This window comes from Myxococcus sp. AM009, from assembly GCF_013372605.1.
Lineage (GTDB): Bacteria > Myxococcota > Myxococcia > Myxococcales > Myxococcaceae > Myxococcus > Myxococcus vastator.
Map to the genome: position 1 here is coordinate 1 of NZ_JABXEP010000003.1, position 21,804 is coordinate 21,804.

22 protein-coding genes are annotated in these 21,804 nt (G+C 71.2%); 13 read left to right on the plus strand and 9 right to left on the minus strand.

What is annotated here, in order from left to right; translation table 11 throughout:
• The first annotated feature begins 48 nt into the window (after positions 1-48).
• On the plus strand, positions 49-1,302 hold the full coding sequence (gene serA, locus HV824_RS01370) for a phosphoglycerate dehydrogenase (protein ID WP_176418512.1): 1,254 nt from the start codon (positions 49-51) through the stop codon (positions 1,300-1,302).
• Positions 1,303-1,314: 12 nt separating this feature from the next.
• On the opposite strand, the gene HV824_RS01375 is transcribed toward serA, so the two are convergent.
• Positions 1,315-2,721 carry an FAD-binding oxidoreductase gene (locus HV824_RS01375; RefSeq protein WP_176422482.1) on the minus strand — a complete coding sequence of 469 codons (1,407 nt, stop codon included), beginning with the start codon at positions 2,719-2,721 and terminating at the stop codon, positions 1,315-1,317.
• Positions 2,722-2,911: 190 nt separating this feature from the next.
• Between HV824_RS01375 and HV824_RS01380 the strand changes: the two genes are divergently transcribed.
• From HV824_RS01380 to HV824_RS01390, 3 genes are all read left to right on the plus strand, one after another.
• A complete protein-coding gene (locus tag HV824_RS01380) occupies positions 2,912-3,277 on the plus strand; it encodes a hypothetical protein (protein WP_176418510.1) in 366 nt (121 codons plus the stop codon).
• Positions 3,278-3,314: 37 nt separating this feature from the next.
• Positions 3,315-5,102, plus strand: coding sequence for a hypothetical protein (locus tag HV824_RS01385; protein WP_176422483.1), 1,788 nt, complete (start codon positions 3,315-3,317; stop codon positions 5,100-5,102).
• A 154-nt stretch (positions 5,103-5,256) separates the two neighbouring features.
• Positions 5,257-5,715, plus strand: coding sequence for an STAS/SEC14 domain-containing protein (locus HV824_RS01390; RefSeq protein WP_176418508.1), 459 nt, complete (start codon positions 5,257-5,259; stop codon positions 5,713-5,715).
• 10 nt (positions 5,716-5,725) lie between these two features.
• Here the strand turns inward: HV824_RS01390 and HV824_RS01395 are convergent, their stop codons facing one another.
• The 3 genes from HV824_RS01395 to HV824_RS01405 form a co-directional block, all read right to left on the minus strand.
• Positions 5,726-6,817, minus strand: a complete 1,092-nt coding sequence (locus HV824_RS01395; RefSeq protein ID WP_176422484.1) for a hypothetical protein — start codon at positions 6,815-6,817, stop codon at positions 5,726-5,728.
• Positions 6,818-6,931: 114 nt separating this feature from the next.
• Positions 6,932-7,384 carry a hypothetical protein gene (locus HV824_RS01400; RefSeq protein WP_176422485.1) on the minus strand — a complete coding sequence of 151 codons (453 nt, stop codon included), beginning with the start codon at positions 7,382-7,384 and terminating at the stop codon, positions 6,932-6,934.
• Position 7,385: 1 nt separating this feature from the next.
• Positions 7,386-8,081, minus strand: a complete 696-nt coding sequence (locus tag HV824_RS01405; protein ID WP_255207665.1) for a carboxypeptidase-like regulatory domain-containing protein — start codon at positions 8,079-8,081, stop codon at positions 7,386-7,388.
• 233 nt (positions 8,082-8,314) lie between these two features.
• Here HV824_RS01405 and HV824_RS01410 point away from each other — a divergent pair, with 233 nt between their 5' ends.
• The 3 genes from HV824_RS01410 (at position 8,315) to HV824_RS01420 (ending at position 11,030) form a co-directional block, all read left to right on the plus strand.
• A complete protein-coding gene (locus HV824_RS01410) occupies positions 8,315-9,694 on the plus strand; it encodes a M28 family metallopeptidase (protein WP_176418504.1) in 1,380 nt (459 codons plus the stop codon).
• 142 nt (positions 9,695-9,836) lie between these two features.
• On the plus strand, positions 9,837-10,466 hold the full coding sequence (locus HV824_RS01415; RefSeq protein WP_176422486.1) for a hypothetical protein: 630 nt from the start codon (positions 9,837-9,839) through the stop codon (positions 10,464-10,466).
• Positions 10,467-10,484: 18 nt separating this feature from the next.
• Positions 10,485-11,030, plus strand: coding sequence for a hypothetical protein (locus tag HV824_RS01420; protein ID WP_176418502.1), 546 nt, complete (start codon positions 10,485-10,487; stop codon positions 11,028-11,030).
• Between the two features lie 12 nt (positions 11,031-11,042).
• Here the strand turns inward: HV824_RS01420 and HV824_RS01425 are convergent, their stop codons facing one another.
• Positions 11,043-11,603, minus strand: a complete 561-nt coding sequence (locus tag HV824_RS01425; protein ID WP_176418501.1) for a hypothetical protein — start codon at positions 11,601-11,603, stop codon at positions 11,043-11,045.
• Between the two features lie 97 nt (positions 11,604-11,700).
• Between HV824_RS01425 and HV824_RS01430 the strand changes: the two genes are divergently transcribed.
• Together HV824_RS01430 and HV824_RS01435 are read left to right on the plus strand one after the other, a co-directional pair.
• Positions 11,701-12,429, plus strand: a complete 729-nt coding sequence (locus tag HV824_RS01430) for a TetR/AcrR family transcriptional regulator (RefSeq protein ID WP_176422487.1) — start codon at positions 11,701-11,703, stop codon at positions 12,427-12,429.
• 43 nt (positions 12,430-12,472) lie between these two features.
• Positions 12,473-13,159 carry a lytic transglycosylase domain-containing protein gene (locus HV824_RS01435; RefSeq protein WP_217917010.1) on the plus strand — a complete coding sequence of 229 codons (687 nt, stop codon included), beginning with the start codon at positions 12,473-12,475 and terminating at the stop codon, positions 13,157-13,159.
• 73 nt (positions 13,160-13,232) lie between these two features.
• Here HV824_RS01435 and HV824_RS01440 read toward each other — a convergent pair whose 3' ends face one another.
• The 3 genes from HV824_RS01440 to HV824_RS01450 form a co-directional block, all read right to left on the minus strand.
• Positions 13,233-13,787 (minus strand): hypothetical protein, encoded by a 555-nt coding sequence (locus HV824_RS01440; protein WP_176418498.1) that lies wholly within the window; start codon positions 13,785-13,787, stop codon positions 13,233-13,235.
• A 119-nt stretch (positions 13,788-13,906) separates the two neighbouring features.
• Positions 13,907-15,421, minus strand: coding sequence for a M91 family zinc metallopeptidase (locus HV824_RS01445; protein ID WP_176418497.1), 1,515 nt, complete (start codon positions 15,419-15,421; stop codon positions 13,907-13,909).
• A gap of 86 nt (positions 15,422-15,507) precedes the next feature.
• A complete protein-coding gene (locus tag HV824_RS01450) occupies positions 15,508-16,239 on the minus strand; it encodes a glucosamine-6-phosphate deaminase (RefSeq protein WP_176418496.1) in 732 nt (243 codons plus the stop codon).
• Positions 16,240-16,306: 67 nt separating this feature from the next.
• Here HV824_RS01450 and HV824_RS01455 point away from each other — a divergent pair, with 67 nt between their 5' ends.
• From HV824_RS01455 to HV824_RS01465, 3 genes are all read left to right on the plus strand, one after another.
• A complete protein-coding gene (locus HV824_RS01455) occupies positions 16,307-17,734 on the plus strand; it encodes an amidase (RefSeq protein WP_176422489.1) in 1,428 nt (475 codons plus the stop codon).
• Between the two features lie 78 nt (positions 17,735-17,812).
• Positions 17,813-18,850 carry a 6-phosphofructokinase gene (locus HV824_RS01460; protein WP_176418494.1) on the plus strand — a complete coding sequence of 346 codons (1,038 nt, stop codon included), beginning with the start codon at positions 17,813-17,815 and terminating at the stop codon, positions 18,848-18,850.
• Positions 18,851-18,942: 92 nt separating this feature from the next.
• Entirely contained in the window at positions 18,943-20,586 is a 1,644-nt protein-coding gene (locus HV824_RS01465; RefSeq protein ID WP_176422490.1) for a long-chain fatty acid--CoA ligase, read from the plus strand.
• A 51-nt stretch (positions 20,587-20,637) separates the two neighbouring features.
• Here HV824_RS01465 and HV824_RS01470 read toward each other — a convergent pair whose 3' ends face one another.
• Complete coding sequence (locus tag HV824_RS01470) at positions 20,638-20,820, minus strand: hypothetical protein (protein WP_176418468.1); 183 nt, start codon at positions 20,818-20,820, stop codon at positions 20,638-20,640.
• A 63-nt stretch (positions 20,821-20,883) separates the two neighbouring features.
• On the opposite strand from HV824_RS01470, the gene HV824_RS01475 reads away from it, so the two are divergent.
• Complete coding sequence (locus tag HV824_RS01475; protein WP_176418492.1) at positions 20,884-21,417, plus strand: FHA domain-containing protein; 534 nt, start codon at positions 20,884-20,886, stop codon at positions 21,415-21,417.
• The last annotated feature ends 387 nt before the right edge of the window (positions 21,418-21,804 follow it).

Below are 21,804 nucleotides of genomic sequence, written 5' to 3' on the forward strand. Positions count from 1 at the left end.
CCACCCCACCCTTGACAGCCCCGGACTCCAGGTCTAACGCAAGGCGCCATGAGCACTCCCCGGTTCCCGCCCTCTCCGACGCGCGCCATCAGCAGTGACGGCCCCTTCCGAGCCCTGCTGCTGGAGAACATCCACCCGTCCGCGGGGGAGATGCTGGCCGCGGAGGGCTTCCAGGTGGAGCGCGTCTCGTCCGCCCTCAAGCCGGACGAACTGGCGGAGCGGCTGAAGGGGGTGCACCTGGTGGGCATCCGCAGCAAGACGACGGTGCCGCTCGCGGCGCTGGCGCACGCGGAGGACCTGCTGGCCATTGGCGCCTTCTGCATCGGCACCAACCAGGTGGACCTGACGTCCGCCAACACACACGGCATCCCCGTCTTCAACGCGCCCTTCAGCAACACGCGCAGCGTGGCGGAGATGGTGATTGCGGAGGTCATCGTCCTGACGCGGCAGCTCTTCGACCGCAGCCGGGAGGTCCACACGGGCCAGTGGCGCAAGGTGGCCACGGGCAGCCATGAGGTGCGCGGCAAGACGCTGGGCATCATCGGCTATGGCCACATCGGCTCGCAGCTGGGCATCATCGCCGAGGCGCTGGGCATGCGCGTCCTCTACTTCGACGTGATGACCAAGCTGCCGCTGGGCAACGCGCAGCCGGCCGTCACGCTGGAGGAGCTGCTCGGCGCCTCCGACTTCGTCACCCTCCACGTCCCCGCGCTGCCCACCACGCACCTGATGATGGGCGCCGAGCAGATTGCCCAGATGAAGAAGGGCGCCTGCCTCATCAACGCCAGCCGCGGCACGGTGGTGGACATCGACGCGCTGGCGCGGGCGCTCCAGTCCAAGCACGTGGGCGGTGCCGCGGTGGACGTCTACCCGGAGGAGCCGGAGAGCAACTCGGACGGCTTCGTCACCGCGCTCCAGGGCCTGCCCAACGTCGTCCTGACGCCGCACATCGGCGGGTCCACGGAGGAGGCCCAGGCCTCCATCGGCAAGGAGGTGGCCACCAGCCTGCTGAAGTACTTCAAGTCGGGCGCCAGCACGGGCGCGGTCAACTTCCCGCACATCGAGGCGCCGCTCATCCCGGGCACGCACCGCATCCTCAACGTGCACCGCAACATCCCGGGCGTGCTGCGCGACATCAACCGCATCGTCTCCGACCTCAACGCCAACATCCACGCCCAGGTGCTCAGCACGGACGCCAACATCGGCTACCTGCTGATGGACCTGGACCAGGATGTGTCCACCCCGGTGTGCGAGGCCATCGCCGGGCTGGAGACGGACATCAAGACGCGCATCCTGTCCTGACGTCCGGCGCCCTCAGGCATCCACGACCTTGCCCGGGTTGAGGATGCCTCGCGGGTCCAGCGCCCGCTTGAGGGTGCGCAGCAGGGCCAGCTCCGCGGGCGCGCGTGAGTAGTCCAGATAGTCCTTCTTCAGCAGGCCGACGCCGTGCTCGGCGGAGATGCTCCCGCCGTGCTTGCGCACCAGCGCGAACATCGTGGGGTCCGCTTGCTTCGCGTGGGCCAGGAACTCCGCCTTGTCCATGGCGTCCGGCTTCATCACGTTGACGTGCAGGTTGCCGTCGCCAATGTGGCCGAAGAGGCAGATTTCCCAGCCCGGGTAGCGCGCGCTGAAGAGGGCCTCCAGCTCCGCGCAGAAGGCCTCCAGCCCGGCCACCGGCAGGGAGATGTCGTTCTTGTGCGGCAGGCCGGTGGCGGAGAGGCTCTCACTGATGCCCTCGCGCAGCGCCCACAGCTCCGCCGCCTGCGCCGCGCCCTGGGCCTGGACGCCGTCCGTCACCAGCTCGCGCTCGAACAGCGAGCCCAGCCAGCCTTCCACCGCCGCGGCGTCCTTCGCCTCCGCCTCCAGCAGCACGTAGCACGCGCTGGGCGTCTCGAAGGGCGGGCGCAGCTTGCGGTGGCGGCCCAGGCGCGCCATGCACCTGTCGGTGAAGAACTCGTAGGCGGAGATGCTGAAGGCGTTCTGCCGACGCGCGTCGCGGAACAGGCGCAGCACCGCGGCCACGTCCGGCACCGCGAAGAGGAACACGTCCTGCGGGCCGGGGAGCGGGGTGAGCTTGAGGGTGGCCTCGGTGATGACGCCCAGGGTGCCCTCGCTGCCGATGAAGAGCTGGCGCAGGTCCGTGCCGGTGTTGTTCTTCTCCAGCGCGCCGTTGAGCTCCAGCACCTCCCCCTGGGCCGTGACGACCTGGAGCCCCAGCACCCACTGGCGCGTGAGGCCGTAGCGGATGACCTTCACCCCGCCCGCGTTGGTGGCGATGTTGCCGCCCACCGTGCTGGAGCCCTTGGAGGCGAAGTCCACGGGCCAGGTGAGGCCGTGCTCCGCGCAGTGGTGGTGGACGGCCTCCGTCACCGCGCCCGCCTGTACGCGCACCGTGTTGCCGAGCAGGTCCACCGGCCCCATCCGCGTCATGCGCTGGAGCGACAAGACGAGCTCGCCCCGGGCCGCCACCGCGCCACCGGCAAGTCCCGTGCGCCCGCCGGAGGGCACCACGGCGATGTGGTGCTGGTGGCACAGGGCGAGCAGCCGGGCGACCTCGTCCGTCGCCCGAGGGAGCGCCACGGCGGCGGGGGCGGGCGTGTAGACGCGCGTCCAGTCGCGGCCGTACTCCTGGAGGTCCCCTGGCTCCCGGGTGAGGAAGTCGGCGGGGAAGCCCTCGGTGATGGCCTGGAGGAAGTCGGCGGGGAGCGCGGCGGTGGACATGCCTCTAGGCGTATTGCAGCCGCCCGCCTGTGACAAGGTGCAGCACGGGGCGGGTGTCGGGCGTCGGCGGAAGGGTTCCAGTTGGAACGACCCGCGGCGCGCCAACCAAGAAACCAGGGTGGGTGCGTATAGGGCATGGGCCATGGGCGGAGCTCCGCCATCCCCGTGCCCGCTTCAGAGGAAAGCCTCCATGTTCCCGTCGTTCTCGCGTCTTGTCCGGACCGCTTCCGTTGTCGCCGCCCTGGCCCTGGCTCCTTCCGCGCTGGCGGAGGAGGCCGAATACGGCACGTCCTACGTCTTCACGACCGTGGATGCGCTCCTGGGCTACTCCCTCGGTGGTGGCTTCGAGGTGACGGGAATCCTGGAGGGAGAGGCGACCCCCCGGACCATCCGCTTCTGGTCGTCAGGCGGGAACTACGAATCCCAGCAGGGCTTTGGTGCTCGGTGTGACCGGATGGCGCTGCTCCTGATGACCCGACCGGGGCGCTTCCGCCTCACCGTCGAGATGCCTTCCTCCCTCCAGGCAACCACCTGCATGCTGACCCGCCTCCCCTGAACGCCCCACGGACACGCTGACGGAACGGACGGCTTCCATGGGGACGAATGGACGGGCGTGGCTGGCGTTGACGCTGGCCATGGTGACGTTGGCGGGCTGCGCGGATGGCGACAGCCCGGAGCAGGACTCGGACGGTGATGGTGTCGTCGACGCCCTGGACTGCGCGCCCGGCGATGGCACGCGCTGGCGCTTCCTGGCGGGCCATGTGGACGCGGACCTGGATGGCGTGGGCGCGGGCCCCTCCATCCAGAGCTGCGTGGGCCAGCGGCTCCCCGCGGGCCTGAGCCCTCAAGGCGGTGACTGCGCCCCCGACACTGCGTCCCTCTGGCGCGAGCAGACCGGGCTCTATCCCGACCTGGACGGCGACGGCGCGACCGGCGAGGGCCCGCTGACGATGTGCGTGGGCGACACGCTCGTGGGCTACCGCGCGGAGGCCGGCCCGCCGGACTGTGATGACCATGACGCGCGCGTCTCGGAGGCCGCCTGGGCGTGGACGGACGCGGACGGGGACGGCGTGGGCAGCGGCGAGCCCGTGTCCCACTGCGCCGGAAGACGGCCGCCTCCAGGCCATGTGGCGGTGAACGGAGACTGCGCGCCCGACGACCTCCTCCGCGCCCACTGGCTCACGTACTCCCACCGGGACGCGGACGGGGATGGCTTCACGGTGCCGGAGGAAGGCAGGCTGTGCGGCCTCGACCGGCTGCCCCAGGGCTATTCCCTGAGCGCCAACGGGCTGGACTGCGATGACGCGAACGCCGCGCGCTGGACGGAGCGCACCGTCTACGCGGACGCGGATGGAGATGGCTTCGGCAGCGGCGAGCCTCGGACGCAGTGCACGGGCCGCACGGCCCCACCCGGCTACGCACTGGACGCGGAGGACTGCGCGCCGGAGGACCGCACGCGGTGGCAGTGGCGCGCGTATGCGCATCGGGACGCGGATGGCGACGGCGACACCGTCCCGGAGCAGGGCGTGGTGTGCAGCGGCACGCAGCTCCCCCTGGGCCACGCCGAATGGCCCACGCGGAACGACTGCGACGACCGCGACGCCAGCCGCATGGTGAGCTGGAGCGTGTTCCCGGACGCGGATGGTGACGGCGTTGGCGCGGGCGCCCGGCAGAGTGTCTGCGCGGGCCGCTCGATGCCCCAGGGCTTCTCCGCGGTGGACACGGACTGTGACGCGGTGGAGGCCTCGCGCTGGCAGGACCTGGCCTACGCGCATCGGGACGCGGATGGGGACGGCTTCACCCAGCCCGAAGCAGGCACGCTGTGCGCAGGTGCGACACTTCCGGCCGGCTACGCCACCCTGCCCCGTGGGAACGACTGCGATGACGCGGACTCGCGCATCCACACCACCACCCAGGCGTGGGCGGACGCGGACGGAGACGGAGTAGGCGCCGGGGACGCCGTCGCGCTGTGCACGGATGGCACGGTGCCCGCGCCGTGGTCGGCCCAGGGGACGGACTGCGCGGCGGAAGACGCGGCGCGCTGGCACCAGGTGGCCTACGCGCATGTGGACCGGGACGCGGATGGACACACCCAGCCCGAAGTAGGGGCCGTGTGCACCGGTACGTCACTGCCCCAGCCCTACTTCACCCAGGCCACCGGCAACGACTGCGATGACACGGACGCCGCGCGCTTCCGTTGGGCAGTGCTGTACCCGGACGCGGATGGCGACGGTGTGGGGACCTCGCCCCGCATGATTCCCTGCATCGGCGGACAGACGCCCCCTGGATTCTCTCTCAAGGGCGACGACGTGGACGACTCGGACGCGTCCATCCAGGAGGACCTCGAGGATGACCTGATGGTGGAGCTCATCCTCGACTAGGCGCCGGCTGCGCCAGCGGAGGGCCGCTCCTCCCTGGCACTCCAGCGCCACCTCCGGAGCCGGATTAACAATTATTTCAAGGAATGCTGGTTGCGCTCGAGGCCATGGGGAGGAACACTCCGGCATGGTCGCCCCCCAACGGAGAGACGCGTCGATGACAGCTCCCGTCCAGCTCGACGCGCCCGACATCCAGGACGTGGTGCGGAGCCGGACGTTGGGGCTGGCAACTGTCGGCACGGTGCTGGTGGTGGCGCACAACGCGCAGCCACCGGCCCCCGACGACTGGGCGCGCTACTGCGAGCTCATCGCCCGTCACTGGGACACGGCCACCGCGCAGCTCGTCCTGGCCGAAGGGCCCGGGCCCAGCGCCACCCAGCGGCAACAGGCGCTCAACCAGGTGCCCAAGGACTACGTCATTCCGCCCACGGCGGTGTTCACCGAGTCCTCGCTGGTCCGCGGCGTCGTGACGCTCTTCAACTGGTTCAGTCCCCGGGCCATGCGCGCCTTTGTCCCGGGGGACCTCCCGGGCGCCGCGCGGCACCTGGGCTTGAGCGAAGCGCAGGTGCGGCGGCTGGTGGACATTGGCGAGGCGGTGCGGCCGGCGCCGCGGTGACACGCACCGGCTACGGCCGGGTGCCCTGCTGGATGCGCAGCTCCCGGATGCCCTTGAGGATGCGGGGCGCCGTCAGCAGCATGTTCTGGTTGAGGAGCTCGCCGTCCACGGGGATGCAGCTCCCCGACACACAGGCGGTGTACGCGGGGCACGGTGACTCGCACTGGAAGGACTCTGGCGACACCTGACAGGTCTCCGAGCAGTAACCGGAGAGGCAGGCCTCGTGCCGCATGCACGGCTGTCCATCCGGGAGCTGGCACAGCTTCGTCGCGCCACACTGCGTGGGCGACTGACATTCGGCGTTGCTGTCACAGCGTCCGTCGTCGCGGTTGCATTTGCGCTCCGGGGTGCAGAAGAAGCTGGCGCAGTCGCGGTCATTCTCACAGGCCTCTTCCGGCTTGAGGAGACAGACGGATGAGCCCAGCACGTCGGCGCACGTCAGCGCGCCCGGGCAGTCCTCCGGCGCGGCGCAGTCCTTCCCCAGCGGCACCGTGCAGCCCACGCCGGGCTCACAGAAGCCGGTGATGCACTGGGAGCCCGCCTCGCAGGGCTGGCCTTGAGAGGCCAGGCACACGCCCCCGTCGAGCTGCTTCGCGCACGTCAGCCCCTTGTCACAATGCCCATCCGGACAGGGCGCCCCAGGGCCGGGCTGCCGCGCCCTGTCCGCGGCGAGCAGGGAGGCCATCGTCCCGAGCAGGATGAACGTCCCCACCGCCACGACGGCCCAGTTCATGGGGAACGCCCTTCGGGCGGGCGGCGAGGAGACCACCTCGACGGTGACGGCGGGCCCCTGCGCGAACCGCGCGTCGGGAGCGTCGCGGTCCTCCACTCGCAGGTGGAAGGCGAAGTGGCCCGGTGGTGTCCCCGCTGGCACGTGGACCCGGACGACGACGCGCTGCGCGCCCGTCGGAGGAAAGTCGCGCTGGGGCTCGCCTTCGAGGACGAGCCACTCGCGCCGGGCGCCCGCGTCAGGCACCACCGAGAGGCGCGCGCGCACGGCAGCACGCGAGGCGTTGATGACGTGGAAGACGGCCTCCCCTGCCCCTTTCGGGGACAGACGAAGGGTGTCCGTGATTGCGGAAACATCGAAGACGCGAGACATCGACCTGCTCTCTTGGAGGACCGTTCGGCATTGAGCGCGTCAGGCCAGCGCTCCCGCCTCAAGCCCGGCGGTCCCCCCCGTCGCCCGGCCTGCCGCGAAAGGCTGTCCGTTCCATCATCCGCCTCGACGTCGCGTTTCTTCGGTGGCCACGGGAGGAGGCTCGCCGCGCTCCCAGGCCTCCGACGTGGCCGCCCGGAGGCCCCGAGCCACCGGGCTCAGCGCATGGGCCGCGAACAGCCCTGGCCCCACGCCCCACGCCTCAGTCGGCTCCGGCCCCGGGCCCCACGCGTCGAGCGCGGCGGGGACAATGGACACCTGCCCTGAGTCCCACGCGTCGAGCACGGCGGAGACCGTCTCCTCCAGCCCCGCCCCCCACGCCTCGGAGACTCCGGGGATGGACGCCACGGGACCCACGCGCCACGCATCAGGCGCACCGGAGACGGACGCCCCGGGCGTCATGCCCCATTCATCAATCCAGGACGTCTCCAGCGCCCCGTGAGCAGGATTCGGCGCGGTGGCACCCTGCGTCTCCTCGGCGGTGACAGGGGACAGGTGGCGTTGCGGCATGTCACTCCTCCTTCAGCGGCAGGCGGATGAGCAGCGGCTGGGGCTCTGCCGCGAGCACCTCCGGGCCCAATTCGAGCAGCTCACCCTTGGCGCGCACTTCCAGCCGGCCCAGCGTGGCCACGGGGGGCACGCTGGGAAAACGGAAGCAGCCCTTGGCATCCGTGCGCGTGGTGAGCCTCAGCGTGGGCAGCTCGACGAGCGCGCCCGGAATCGGAACGTCGCCCGGCCCGACGACACAGCCCAGCAGCGCCTCCGCGGGCGTCGGCGTGGCCAGGGGCGTGGCGGGGAAGAGCACCCGGTGGACGACGGGCAGCGCGCGCTCCCGCCGCACCGGGACACGCAGGCGGAAACAAGGACGCGGCGCGGTCCTCAGCCCGGCCCACACCGTGGTGGGCACCGGCGTGAGCTCCACCTCGAAGTCCGCCTCCTCCATGGCCGCGAAGACGAGCTCACCCAGCAGCCGGTGCGCCCGCTCCGGGGACTCCGCCCCGGCGGTGATGAGGTAGCAGACCGAAATCTGCAGCGGCACGCGCCCCCCGCCCCCGCTCCGGGGCGAAGGCGCGGGCCCCAGCTCCAGCAGGTACAGACAGACGCCTCGCTCGAGCGATTCGCGGTCCGGCACGCCCAGGAACACCGGGACATCGCCAGCAATGCGGCCCACCCACGCCTTCAAACGTTGATCGACTTCGTCGATCATCCGGACCCCCCGTCCTGGGCCGGTCGACCCGGGCCACTCGCAGCCCGGTGCTTTCCGGACTTGCAACGTGTCACCGGCTTCCAGGTGCTGGAATTGACCGGCGGGGCGGAGCGACGTCCGGCCTTCAACAAGCCCCGGCAATCACAGGGGAAAAGAAGGCACACAACTCCCGGACGGCTGAGACGGATAATTCCAGGACGCGCCACCCCCACGCGCACCGGGATTCCTCCACCATGGCCACGAAAGTCAGCGACAGCCCGCGTCCTCTCCCCTCCCTTGCGCCGCGCGCCGCCGTGGCGAAGGACGCCCGGGCCTCCGAGCCCCCGGCGAAGCCCACCAGCGCGCCTCCCGGCTGGAACGCGGACCGCTTCGAGTCGTCGGCCCGCGCGCCCCGGCCGCTCGTGTGCACCGTGCCCACACCGCCGCCCACCGCGCCGGTGGAGCCCGCGCCGGAGCCGGAGGTGGACAGCGTCGCGGTGGACTCGGACCCGATGACGCACATCGAGTATCTGTCCTCGGACGCGCTCCAGGGCCGCGACAGCCCGTCGGCCGGGCTGGACGCCGCGTCGCTGTACGTGCAGCAGCATGTGCAGAAGTACGGCCTCGTCGGCCCCAACACGAGCAACCCGGACAACGCCTTCGAGCAGCGCTTCGACGTGTACTCGTTCGCGGGCCGGCCCGGGGTGCGCGGCGAGTCAGGCGAGCACGTCCACACGCCGAACACCTACGGCCACGAGCTGTTCGAGGGCGGCTTCTACCTCGACGACGACATGCCCAAGGAGACGCTCGCGCTGCTCAACCAGAAGTACGAGAAGTCGATGGACGCGCGCGGCCTGCCCCTGACGCCGCCGCGCGAGGGAGCGCAGCGCGGCGTGGAGGAGCTGCGCCAGCTGGCCTCCGCGTCCGGGCAGGCGGTGAACACCCTGGCGCTGCTGGAGGGCTCGGGGCCGAACAAGGACGAGGTCATCGTGGTGATGGCGCACCTGGACCACGACGGCGTGGACCGGCGCGGCAACGTCCTCAACGGCGCGGACGACAACGCCTCCGGCAGCGCGGTGCTGATGGCGGCGGTGCCGGAGCTGGCGGAGGCGGCGAAGCGCGGCGAGCTGGACCGCTCCGTGCTCTTCCTGTGGACGGGCGCCGAGGAGAAGGGCCTGGTGGGCTCGCAGTACTTCGTGGACCACCCGATTCCGGGGCTCGGCATGGAGGAGATTGCCGGCGTCATCAACGTGGACATGGTGGGCCGCTGGGATGACCAGCGCCTGTCCGTGGTGGACACCGACTCCCGGGGCCAGCCCAACTACTTCCGGGAAGTGCTGGCGCAGGCGAACGCGGAGCTCGACGACCCGTTCGACCGCATCAACCAGGACATCAACGTGTTCCGGGACCGGCAGGACGGCGCGTCCTTCGGGCGCAAGGGCGAGGACGTCCTCTTCATGTTCGAAGGCCTGTCCAACCCCAACGGCGGCGGAGACCTCATCCCCGAGTACCACCGGGCCGACGACGACATCGACCTCATCCTCCGCGACAACGGCGGCGAGAAGCCGCGCCGCATCAAGGACCTGATGGTCAACGTCATCGGGCTCGCCGCCAATCGGACGACAGAGCCCTGAATTACCGGCGGCCCTGGGCCGCCAATGTCGGATACCAGCGCGGAAGCGGCAGTCTCCCGCCGTCATTTTCCCTGACGCCGCTTCTTTTTCCGCCCGGTCGCGCGAATGATGGCCACCGGGCCGGAACACGCTGGAACACGACATGACGATGGCGACATCCTCGACGAGACGACGAAGGACCTTCCCCCTGGCACGGCACGGCGCGGCGCTCGCGTGCGCCCTGGGCCTGGGGGCCGCGACACCGGCCCTGGCGCAGGAGGGGTCGGACACCCCCCACCGCTTCGGCCTCATGCTGGACGCGGGCGCGCCGCACGGCGTGGGCCTGTCCGCGGTGCTGCGGCCGCTGCCGTGGCTGCGTCTGCAAGCGGGCCCCACCACCAACACGCTCAGCTTCGGCTTGCGCGGCGGCTTGAGCATCCTGCCGATGCAGACCTTCCTGGCGCCGTCCTTCAACGTGGAGGCGGGGCACTACTTCGGCTCGGACTACAACGAGGTGGTGGACTGGCTGGGCGCCAGCCCCAGCCGCGCCAGCGAGGCCATCCGCGACGTGACGTACAACTACGTCACCGGCAGCGTGGGCCTGGAGGTGGGCGCGGCCAGCCGCTTCAACTTCTTCCTGCACCTGGGCCTCAGCTACGTGGACATGGGCGTGGACGACGCGAGCGCCCTGCTCCAGGACGCCACGGATGACCCGGACGTCACCGCGAGGAACCTGTCCGTGCGCGCCACCATGCCCTCCGTGAAGCTGGGCTTCATCCTCTACTTCTTCTGAGCCAGGAGCTTCCAAACCATGCGAACGACTTCCTTCCGCATCCTGCTGCTCTCCAGCCTGGCGCTGCTCACCACCGGCTGCGACTCCCTCTTCTTCATCGAGGCCGAGGCCGAGGAGATCTGCAAGACGGAGCGCGACCTGTCCTTCCCCGCGGCGCTGCCGCTCACCGTCAACGTGGAGCGGAGCTTCACCTTCCCGCTGGGCGACTTCGCCGACCCGCTGCCCGAGGAGACGGACATCGAAACCGAGCTCCGGCTGCGCCTCTTCGAGGTGACGGCCGACACGGACCTGAGCGGCGTGGAGCGCGCCAGCGTCTCCGTGCGCCAGCCGGGCTCCAACGACGCCCACGTCATCGGTGAGTACACGCGCACCAGCACCGCGCCCACGCGCACCATTCAGCTCACCAGCACCGGCACGGTGGACCTCCTGGACCTGGCCCGGGAGCCCGAGCTCGAGTTCATCTTCGACGCCCGGGGCACGCTGCCCTCCGAGGACTGGACCGCCGCGGTGCGCGCCTGCGCGGGCGTGAAGGCGCACGCCAACTACTTCGACCTGGTGTTCTGAGGCCGCCCGCCGCTAACGGAGCCCGGAGGCCGCCGCCGCGCGCTTCCGGGCCTCCACGGGCGCCGGCACCGGCGGCTCGACGGGCGCGGGCTGTCTGGACGCGGGCGGCTGCACGTTGAGGAACTCGCGCCGCGTGCCCAGGACCAGGTCGAAGAAGGGGTGCGTCACGCACCAGTTCGCGTTCTGGTCCTTGCCCATGTGGTGGTCGTAGTGCCACGGCAGGTGCTCGCGCGCCCACTTCGGGTCCAGGTGCGCGCGCCGGTGGACGAAGTAGTAGTTCGCCGCGCAGGCCCACACCGTCCCCACGAAGAAGGGCGCCACCGGCAACAGCGGCGCGTGGGCCAGCGCCAGCACCGCCAGCCCCATCAGCTCCTTGGTCTGCGCCGACCAGCTCCACAGCGAGCGCATGTACTGGTCATCCACCATCTCGTGGCGCCGCGACTTCTGGTGGTGCTCGTGCCAGTGGAAGCTCCAGAAGCTCTTCCGGTTCTTCCCCAGGCCGTGCAGGACGGACCTGTGAAGGACCCATTCACCGAAATTGGAGTAAACCCAGCCCAGGGGGATGCCGATCATGCTCGCCTCCGGCGAAGCGCGCGGCCGGCGCTTCGCTGCCCATAATGACTATCTGGTCACTCTTTTTCTATCACGCAACGGACGGGAGCGCACGGCGATGGCGAGCCGGGATGGCACGCGGGCGGATGACGCCCAGGAGACGGACAAGCCGCCCGCCCGGCCTGGAGGCCGCCGCGAGGCCCACCGGCGGGAGCGGGCCCAGGCGCTGGAGGCCGCCGCGCTGAAGCTGTTCCTGGAGCGGGGCCTGGAGGGCGTCACCATTGACGACATCACCCAGGCGACCGGGGTGGCCAAGGGGACGTTCTACCGGTACTTCGACGACAAGGCGGCGCTGGTGGACGGCCTGCTGGCGCCGGTGCGCCGCGAGCTGCTGGCGGGGCTGGAGACGTGCGGCCACGCCCTGGCGGAGGCGCGCAACGTGGAGGCCATGTTCGACGCGTACCGCGCGGTGGCGGCGGTGATTGCCAGCGCGCTCCTCCAGTACCCGGGCGTGGTGCGGCTCTACCTCCAGGAGTCCCGGGGGCCCGCCGTGGGGGCGCGAACGAAGGTGGCGGAGCTGGCGCGGCTGGTGGCGCGGCACGCGGTGGACATCACGCAGAAGGCGCACACCAGCGGGCTCTTGCGCCCCATCCGTCCGGCGGTGAGCGGGCTGGCGGTGGTGGGCGCCGTGGAGCGGCTGCTGCTGGCGGTGCTGAGCGAGGAGGACATCGGCAACCCGCTGGAGCTTCCGGACGCGCTCACCACGCTGGTGCTGGACGGGCTGCGCCTGCCCCCGGAGCCCCGCCCCGGGCGCCGGAAGCTGGACGGGGGCCCCAAGCGCCCCTAAGGGTGGAGGGGTGGGACGCAAGCGGGCGGCACGGCGTGCGGGGATGACGGTGCCCGGTTGGGCGTGGTGGCTGCCGTGCGCGCTGGCCCCGGTGGTGCTGCTCAACGTCGCGGTGGCATGGCTGGGTGGCAGCTTCGTGTCGCCGCTGTCCTTCTCCTTCCTGGAGGCCAAGGCGGGCGCGCTGCGCGCGTACCTGGAGCACCGGCCTTCGTGCCTGGTGGAGGGACACGCGCCGCTGGAGCCCGTCATCGACGCGGCGGAGCGCAAGCACCGCCTTCCGGCGGGGCTGCTGCGCGCGCTGGTGCAGGTGGAGTCGGAGACGCGCGTGCACCGCATCTCCCCGGCGGGCGCCATGGGGCCCGGACAGCTGATGCCCGGCACCGCCGCCATGCTGGGCGTGAAGGACCCGTTCGACCCGGCGCCGGCGATTGACGGCAGCGCGCGCTATCTGGCCCAGCAGCTGCGGCGCTTCGGTGACGTGCGGCTCGCGGTTGCCGCGTACAACGCGGGCCCAGGCGCGGTGAATGGCCGCGTGCCGCGCAATGGGGAGACGGAGTTCTACGTGCCCAAGGTGCTCGCGGCGTGGGAGCTGACGCGCCCGCCTCCGCCCCGGAAGGTGAAGCCCGTGGCGAAGCCGAAGCCCACGGCGCCGGCACGCACGAAGGCCCCGGCCTCCGCGGCGAAGGAGCCGAAGCGGTCCGCGGCGCCCGTGGCGAACGGGCGGAGCTGAGCCGCGACGCGGGATGGCGCCCGCGTCCAGGCGCAGCTCCCGCTGGCCCCACGAGCGCGGCGGCGGCAACGGCCTACTTCGCCGCCCCCGTGGGCACAGGCAGCGGCGCGCTTTCGAGCACGCGCTGCGCGGTGCGCGTCTGGCCGAACTCCGGCACCTCGTAGGCCGTGCCCTGGGAGTCGCGCGCCGCGTGACGCTTCAGCTCCGGCGCGTCCGGCACGTAGCCCACGCGCAGGCGCAGCGCCTTCACCGCGTCGAGCGGGAGCGTCTCCGACGGCCCGGTGTCATACGGCGACCACGCCGTCAGCGGCAGCGGCAGCACCACGCGCCGGCGCACCGTCTGCCCCGCATCCACGCGGTGCACGGCGGGCACCTCCGGCGCCTCCACGAGCAGGTTCTCCGGCAAGGGCAGGAGCATCCGCGACACCACCACCTCGCCGCCGCCCCCCAGCGCCACGTAGGCCTTCTCTGGCGCGAGCTGGCGCTGGCCGGAGGGGCTCTCGTCGTACAGGCCCTCCACGAGCCAGAGCGCTCGCGCGCCGCGGTTGTGCACCTCGTAGGAGAGCACCAGCGCCTCCGCGGTGCGCTCCACCGGCTTCACCTTCAGCTCCACGTCCGCCTCAGCCACGCGTGTCCTCCCGCTCTCCACGGGGCCCGCGGCCGCTCGGACACAGCCGAGCAGCAACGCGGCGCCCAGGCCCCATCCTATCCACCCGGGTGCGCGCATGCGTCACCTTCGCCAAAGGCTCAGTAGCGCGGACGGGTCGGCAGGTTCAGCTCGTCGCGGAGGTCGTTCTCCGTGGAGCGGTCCGCCTCGATGCGGGGCGTGCTCGGGTCGCCGTCATGGTCATACGGCAGGCCCACCGTGGACTGCTCCACGTTGATGACGCCATCCGTCGAGCCAGGCGGCAGCGTGCCCGTGACGAAGTCCGAGGCGTGAATCAGCTCGTGGAAGAGGCCCACCACGGGCGGCCGGTTCATCCACTCCTCGCCGCCAATCGAGATGCGGGAGGGGTTGTAGTTCACCTGGGAGTCGGTGCCGGGGCCCGGCGTCCCATCCGCGCTCATGTAGCCATCGTTGAAGTTCGTGGCGCCGGCCGTGTTGCCGCGGTTCGTCTCGCGGATGGTCGTCGAGCGGCCGCTGCCGTCCAGCCGGGCCAGCAGCGCCTGCCCCTCCGGCAGCGAGCGCAGCGCGTCCAGGTCCGACTGCGTGCGCGCCGTGAAGTCCGCGCTGCCCGTCACCGACACGGAGCTGCCCAGCGTGTCCGCGCCGGACATGTCCACCACCTGCCGCGTGTCACCGGCCTCCAGGTTTCGCACGTCGTCGTCGTCCTGGACGTAGAGCTTGTCGTCGCCCGCGCCGCCGCGGACGGTGTCCTGGCCCAGGCCACCGGCAACCGCGTCATTGCCACGGCCGCCCACCAGCGCGTCGTCCCCACGGCCGCCGAGGACCTGGTCATCGCCGTCGCCACCCGACACGAAGTCATTGCCCGCGCCGCCGTCCAGGTAGTCACGCCCCGCGCCGCCGGACATGCGGTCCTCGCCGTCCAGGCCGTACATCACGTCCCGGCCCGCGCCGCCGTACATCCGGTCATCCCCCGCGCCGCCATCCAGGTAGTCGTCGCCGTCCGCGCCGCGCAGCGCGTCGTTGCCCGCGCCGCCCCGGATGATGTCGGAGCCCGCGCCGCCGTCCAGCCTGTCATTGCCCGCGCCGCCCACCAGCGTGTCGTCGCCCGCGCCGCCTTCGATGCGGACGTCCTGGGTGACGCTGGCATCCACGGTGATGGTGTCGTTGCCGTCACCGCCTCGGATGATGGCCGTCCGTGCCTGCTCCGCGGTGAGCGTCACCGTGTTGCCGCCCGAGCGCACCTGGAGCCCGCCGTCCGCCGTCTGGGAGACGGTGGCCGTGTCGTTGCCGCTGGAGAGGTCCACCACGGTGCGCCCCGCCGCGTCGGTGGACACCGTGGGCGCCGCCGCCCGAGTCGTCGGGGGAAGCGTGCTCGAAGCCAGGGCTTCCGGCCGCTGCCCCGCGCTCTCGATGAAGCCGCCCACCTCCGACAGCACCGGCTTGCGCTGGGGGGCCGCCCCGCGCGGCGCGGCGTCGAAGCCGTCACGAAAGCGCCCGGCGACCGCGTCCTTCACGGCGTTGCCCGAAGGCGCCGGCCTGGCCTCGGCGGGGGCCTTCTGCGCCACCTTGGGCTCCACCGTCCGGCTCTGGGAGGACGACGAGGGACGGGAACCGGCGCTTCCAATCGAGGACATGACGCTGCTCCAGGGGGAATGGAGGGCTGCGGGGCCCTGGGATGGGCCTCTCGAAGGTTATCGCACGTTCACTTCCTGAAGTTTCTTCAGGACAGCGCGCGGGCCGCCGCCGGGTCCAGCCACACCTCGACGTCCGGGTGGAGCTGGAGGAACGACGCGGGGCACCGGGAGGACACGGGGCCCTCCGCCATGCCACGCACCGCCTCCGCCTTGGCCTCGCCGAAGGCCAGCAGCAGCGCCTGCCGTGCCTGGGCGATGCTGGCCATGCCCAACGTGAGCGCCTCCATGGGCACACGCGACGGGTCCTCCCCGAAGAGCATGAGGTTGGCCTCGCGCGTCTGGCGGCTCAGCCGCGTCCGGTGACACCGCGCGCGCAGCCCGTCCGCCGGCTCGTTGAAGGCCAGGTGCCCGTTCGAACCGAGCCCCAGCAGCACCAGGTCCAGCCCGCCCGCTTCGGCCAGCCGGGCCTCGTAGCGCGCGCACTCCGCCTCCGCGTCCTCCACGGCGCCGTCCAGGAAGTGGATGTGCGCGGGCGACAGGTTGACGTGCTGGAAGAGGTGCCGCTCCATGTAGGCGCGGAAGCTGCCCGCGTCGTCCGTTGACACACCCAGAAACTCATCCAGATTGAAGGTGCGGACCTGGGTCCAGTCCGGACCGTCGCGTGTGAACAATTCCACCAGCTCCCGGTACACGTTGAGCGGCGTGCGCCCCGTGGGGAGCCCCAGCACCAGGGAGGGGCGTGCCTCCACCGCTCGGGCGATTCGCCGGGCACACGCGGCGGCGGCCTCCCGCTCGGAATCAAAGACGCGGATGTGCATGGACCTGAAACATAGGCATGCGCCGGGTGCGCTTCCAGGCCGCGTGAAACATGACAGAGTCGGGGACATGGACCCCTTTGTCAGTCTCGACGCGACGGCACAGGCGGAGCTCGTCCGGCGCCGGGAGGCCACGCCGCTCGAGCTCGTGGATGCGGCCATTGCCCGCATCGAGCGCCACAACCCGACACTCAACGCGGTCGTCCAGACGCAGTTCGACCAGGCGCGCGAGCGTGCCCGGGGGACCCTGCCCCCGGGGCCCTTCACCGGCGTCCCCTTCCTGCTCCAGGACCTGCTCACGGCCCAGGAGGGGCACCCGCTCACCCACGGCTCGCGCTTCGGGAAGGGCCACGTTCCGGACCAGGACAGTGAGCTGGTGAAGCGCCACCGGCGCAGCGGCCTGGTGGTGCTGGGCAAGACGAACACGCCGGAGATGGGCCTGCTGCCCACCACGGAGGGCGCGTTGCACGGGCCCTGCCTCAACCCCTGGGACACCTCGCGCGCTCCGGGCGGGGCCAGCGGCGGCGCGGCGGCGGCGGTGGCCAGCGGCATGGTGCCCTTCGCCCACGCGACGGACAGCGGCGGCTCCATCCGCATCCCCGCCGCCGCCTGCGGCCTCTTCGGCCTCAAGCCCACCCGAGGCCGCAACCCCCTTGGCGGCGACATCGCGGACGCCTATCACTGGCTCGTCACCGAGCACGCCCTCACCCGCTCCGTTCGAGACAGCGCGGCGCTGCTCGACGTCACCTGCGGCGCGGACGCCGGGACGCCGTACCAGGCCCCGGCCAAGGCCCGCCCCTATACCCAGGAGGTCAACACGCCCCCGGGCCGCCTGCGCATCCGCGTGGCCGTGCGCAACGCCATGGGCGCCGCCATCCACCCGGAGTGCCTGGCCGCCATCCACGCCGCGGCCCGGCTGCTGGAGGACCTGGGCCACATCGTGGACGAGGGCAGCCTGGAAGTGCCCGGCGATGACGCGGTGGGCCAACACTTCATCACTGTGTGGACCGCGGGCGTCGTCTTCGGCATCGACGCGCTGGCCGAGCGGCTGGGACGCAGCCCGGAGGCTGCGCACTTCGAGCCCTTCACCTGGGCGCTCTACCAATACGGCCTGGACCAGGGCCTGTCCGCCTATCTGCGCGCCAGCGCGGAGCTGCAGCGCCACAGCCGCGCCGCGCTCCGTCACTTCGACGACGTGGACGTCTGGCTGATGCCCACCCTCAACGAGCTCCCGCCGCCGCTGGGCACGTTCACCTCGCCACCGGGTGAGCCCCTGGCGCCGCTGCTCCGCGCGGCCGCCTTCGCGTCCTACTGCCCGCTGGCCAACACCGCGGGGCTGCCCGCCATGAGCGTGCCGCTCCACTGGAGCGCGGACGGCCTGCCCGTGGGCGTTCAGTTCATGGGGCGCTTCGGAGATGAAGCCACCTTGTTCCGGCTCGCGGCCCAGCTGGAGGCGGCCCGCCCCTGGGCCCGGCGGAATCCCCCGGTGTTCGGGTAGACGGCTGGAAGGTCCCCGGGTGAGCGCTCGGGCAAACTTGGACATCGCGTCTGGCGCCGGGCGCGATAGAACGTTTCCATGAAAGTCGCCGTGCTCACCGGCGGGGGCGACTGCCCCGGCCTGAACGCCGTCATCCGCGCCGTCGTCCGCCGCGCCAACGCCCACGGCTTCGAGATGATGGGCCTCCGCGATGGTTGGAAGGGGTTGTTGGAGGACAGCCACTTCCGCCTCACGCGTGAAACCACGTCCGGCATCCTCCACCGGGGCGGCACCATCCTCGGCACCTCGCGCGTCAACCCGTTCAAGGTCGAAAACGGGCTGGAGCGCGTCAAGCGCGCCATTGAACGCAACGGCATCCACGCCGTCATCGCCATTGGCGGTGAAGGCACGCTGTCGGCCGCCACGCGCATGTCGCAGGAAGGGCTGCGCATCGTCGGTGTGCCCAAGACCATCGACAACGACATCAACGCCACGGACTTCACCTTCGGCTTCGACACGGCCGTCTCCATCGCCACCGAGGCCATTGACCGGCTGCACTCCACCGCGGAGTCGCACAAGCGCGTCATCGTCTGCGAGGTGATGGGCCGTCACGTGGGCTGGATTGCCACCTACGCGGGCATCGCCGGCGGCGCGGACGTCATCCTGGTGCCGGAGATTCCCGCCGACCTGCCGAAGGTGGCCGAGCACATCCAGCGCCGCCACGCGGGCGGGCGCACCTTCTCCATCGTCGTGGTGGCGGAGGGCACGCGCATCAAGCTGTCCGCGGACCAGCAGGAGCAGCTCGTCACCAGCGGCTCGCTGGACGAGGCAGGCAGGCCGCGGCTGGGCGGCGTGGGCACCATCCTGGCGCAGGAAATCGAGCGGCGCACCGGCTTCGAGACGCGCGTGTCCGTGCTGGGCCACATCCAGCGCGGCGGCGCGCCCACCCCGCATGACCGCGTGCTCGCCACCCGCTACGGCGTCCACGCCTGCGACATGGTGGCCCGCGGCGAGTTCGGGAAGATGGCCGCGCTGCGAGGCAACGACATCATCAGCGTGGACCTGGCCGACGCCACCCGCGAGCTCAAGCGCGTCCCGCAGGAGTTCTTCGAGGTCGCCCAGGTCTTCTTCGGCTGACGCGACGCGGCATCGCGGGACGCGGATGAAGCAGGGGTCCGCGCTCCGCTAGCATCAGCCCTTCCTCACGCCGTCCACAAGGAAGGGTGCCGATGCTGCCAGGCCGCATGATGGATTTCCCGCTCACGCTGAGCCACCTGCTGGAGCGCGCGCGGACGTTCTACCCGCGCTCGGAAATCGTCAGCCGCAACCCGGACAAGTCGCTGCACCGCTACACGTACGCGGACTTTCACGCGCGCACGTGCCGGCTGGCCAACGCGCTGACGCGGCTGGGCGTGAAGGCGGGGGACCGGGTGGCCACGTTGAGCTGGAACCACTACCGGCACCTGGAGGTGTACTACGGCGTGCCGTGCATGGGCGCGGTGGTGCACACGCTCAACCTGCGCCTGCACCCCAACGACCTGGGCTACATCGCGCGGCACGCGGAGGACTCCGTGGTGGTGGTGGACCGCTCGCTGCTGCCGCTGTTCGAGAAGTTCAAGGACGCGGTGCCTGGCATCCGCCACGTCATCGTGGTGCCGGACGCGGGCCCCGCGCCGGAGGGGACGCTGGACTACGAAGCGCTGCTGGCGGCCGAGTCCCCGGACTTCGACTTTCCCCGGCTCGATGAGAACTCCGCGTCGATGCTCTGCTACACGTCAGGCACCACGGGCAATCCGAAGGGCGTGCTCTACAGCCACCGCTCCACCGTGCTGCACGCCCTGGCGTGTTGCATGACGGACGTGACGGGCATGCGCGAGGCGGACGCGGTGATGCCGGTGGTGCCCATGTTCCACGCCGCCGCGTGGGGGCTGGCCTTCGACGCCGTGCTCACCGGCGCGAAGCTGGTGTTCCCGGGACCGCACCTGGACCCGGCCTCCCTGCTGGACTTGATGGCGGCGGAGAAGGTCACCATGGCGGGCGGCGTGCCCACCATCTGGATTGGCATCCTGGCGCTGCTGGACCAGTCGCCGAACAAGTGGGACCTGAGCAGCATGCGGTCCATGCTGATTGGTGGCTCGGCGGCGCCTCCGTCGCTGATTGAGGGCTTCCAGCAGCGGCACGGCCTGGAAGTGGTCCACGCGTGGGGCATGACGGAGATGAGCCCCGTCGGAACGATGGCGAAGCTCAAGGGGCCGCTGCGGCAGGCGACGCATGAGGTGAAGTCCTCGGCGCGGGCGTCTCAGGGGTTCGCGCTGCCCTTCGTGGAGACGCGCGTCGCCAGCGACGACGGCACGCTGCTGCCCTGGGATGGGGAGACGATGGGCGAGCTGGAGGTCCGGGGGCCCTGGGTCGCGTCGTCCTACTTCAGCGACGAGGGCGAGGACCGCTTCACGAAGGACGGCTGGTTCAAGACGGGCGACGTGGTGACCATCGACGCGCAGGGCTACGTGCGCATCTGCGACCGGAGCAAGGACGTCATCAAGTCGGGAGGGGAGTGGATTTCGTCCGTGGCGCTGGAGAACGCGCTGATGGCGCACCCGGCGGTGCTGGAGGCGGCCGTCTTCGCCGGGAAGCACCCGAAGTGGGATGAGCGCCCGCTGGCCGCGGTGGCACTGAAGGATGGACTGCACGTCACGAAGGAGGAGCTGACCGCGCACCTGGCGGGCCATTTCGCGAAGATGTGGCTGCCGGATGACTATGTCTTCGTCCCGCAGGTGCCACGCACGTCCACCGGCAAGTTCCTCAAGACGAAGCTGCGTGAGGACTACGGCGACCACCTGCTCAAGAACCTGAAGCCGGACGCGGCGACGTAGGCCGCGCCGAAGCCGCCTCGCGCATCTGCGGAGCAAGCGCCTGCCTGGGTGCTAGTTGCCACCCAGGCAGATGCCGTCGCAGGTGACCTCCACCTGCCCGTCCGGACGCAGGAAGCGATCCACCTGTTCGCGTCCGTCATCGTCCCGGCGCACGCCCTCGTGAACGGGATTGTCGGCGGCCGGCAGGTCCGCGAACGTTCCAGGCAGCGGCGGCCCCCGACAGACGGTGGACACTCCACGGGGGAAGGACGCAGTCCGGCGCCAACTTCGCGCAACGCGGTTTAAGGTGCGGGCACCATGCCGTCCGTCAAGCAACTGCGCCCGTTCGCCCTGGCAACCCTGGAGGCCTTCCTCGAAGCATCCGGCCGCGTCGTGCTGGTCCAACAGCCTCCCGAGCCCGTCTTCCAACAGGTGGCCATGCGGCTCGGCGAGGCACGCACCGTGGGCATGGCCCACCGGACACGGCTCGTGGACCGGCTGCTCGTCATGCTGCGCGGGTTCGATACCCTGGAGGTCCACTTCCTCCGGCCGGAGGCGGAGGGACAGGCGTTCACGGTGGGGCGCATCGAAGGCTGCTCCCTGGTGGTGCCCGACCCGTCCGTGTCCAAGCACCACGCGACGCTGAGGTGGCACGCCCAGGCAGGTGACTGCTCGGTGCGTGACGGGGGCTCCATGAATGGCACCTGGGTCAACGCGTCCTCGCTGGGGCCGGACCAGGAGCCGATGCTCAACGACGGCGATGCCCTGGCCTTCGGCGATGCCCAGTTCCTCTACCTGCGCACCGAGACGCTCCACGCCCACCTGCGGATGGCCAGCCCCGGCCGGGACTGAGCGCTGAGGAATGGGACACCCACTCCAAGCGTAGAGGGGCCATCCAGGGGACGGCCCGGCAGCGGGCCCCTCCACCGCCTGATTCCCCACACGCCCGCCAGATGACTGCCCTGCCCCTGTCCCTCAGCCACTTCCTGCGGCGCATGTCGCCCTCCCCGGCTATGACTGCCCCCCTCCACGCCAAGGGAGCACCGTAAATGGGCAGGCTGCTGTTCCTCCTCGTCTTCAACGTCGGCGCCTGGGCCGTGCTCCGGTCCCTGTGGCCCGGCCTGCTCCGGAAGTGGCGCCTGGGCGTCTTCGCCCTGGGGACCTTCCTGTCCCTGGCGGCGTGGCTCTACTCCGCGGTGGCCGGACGGCACGCGCAGCTCCCCGTGGGGGATGCGGCCC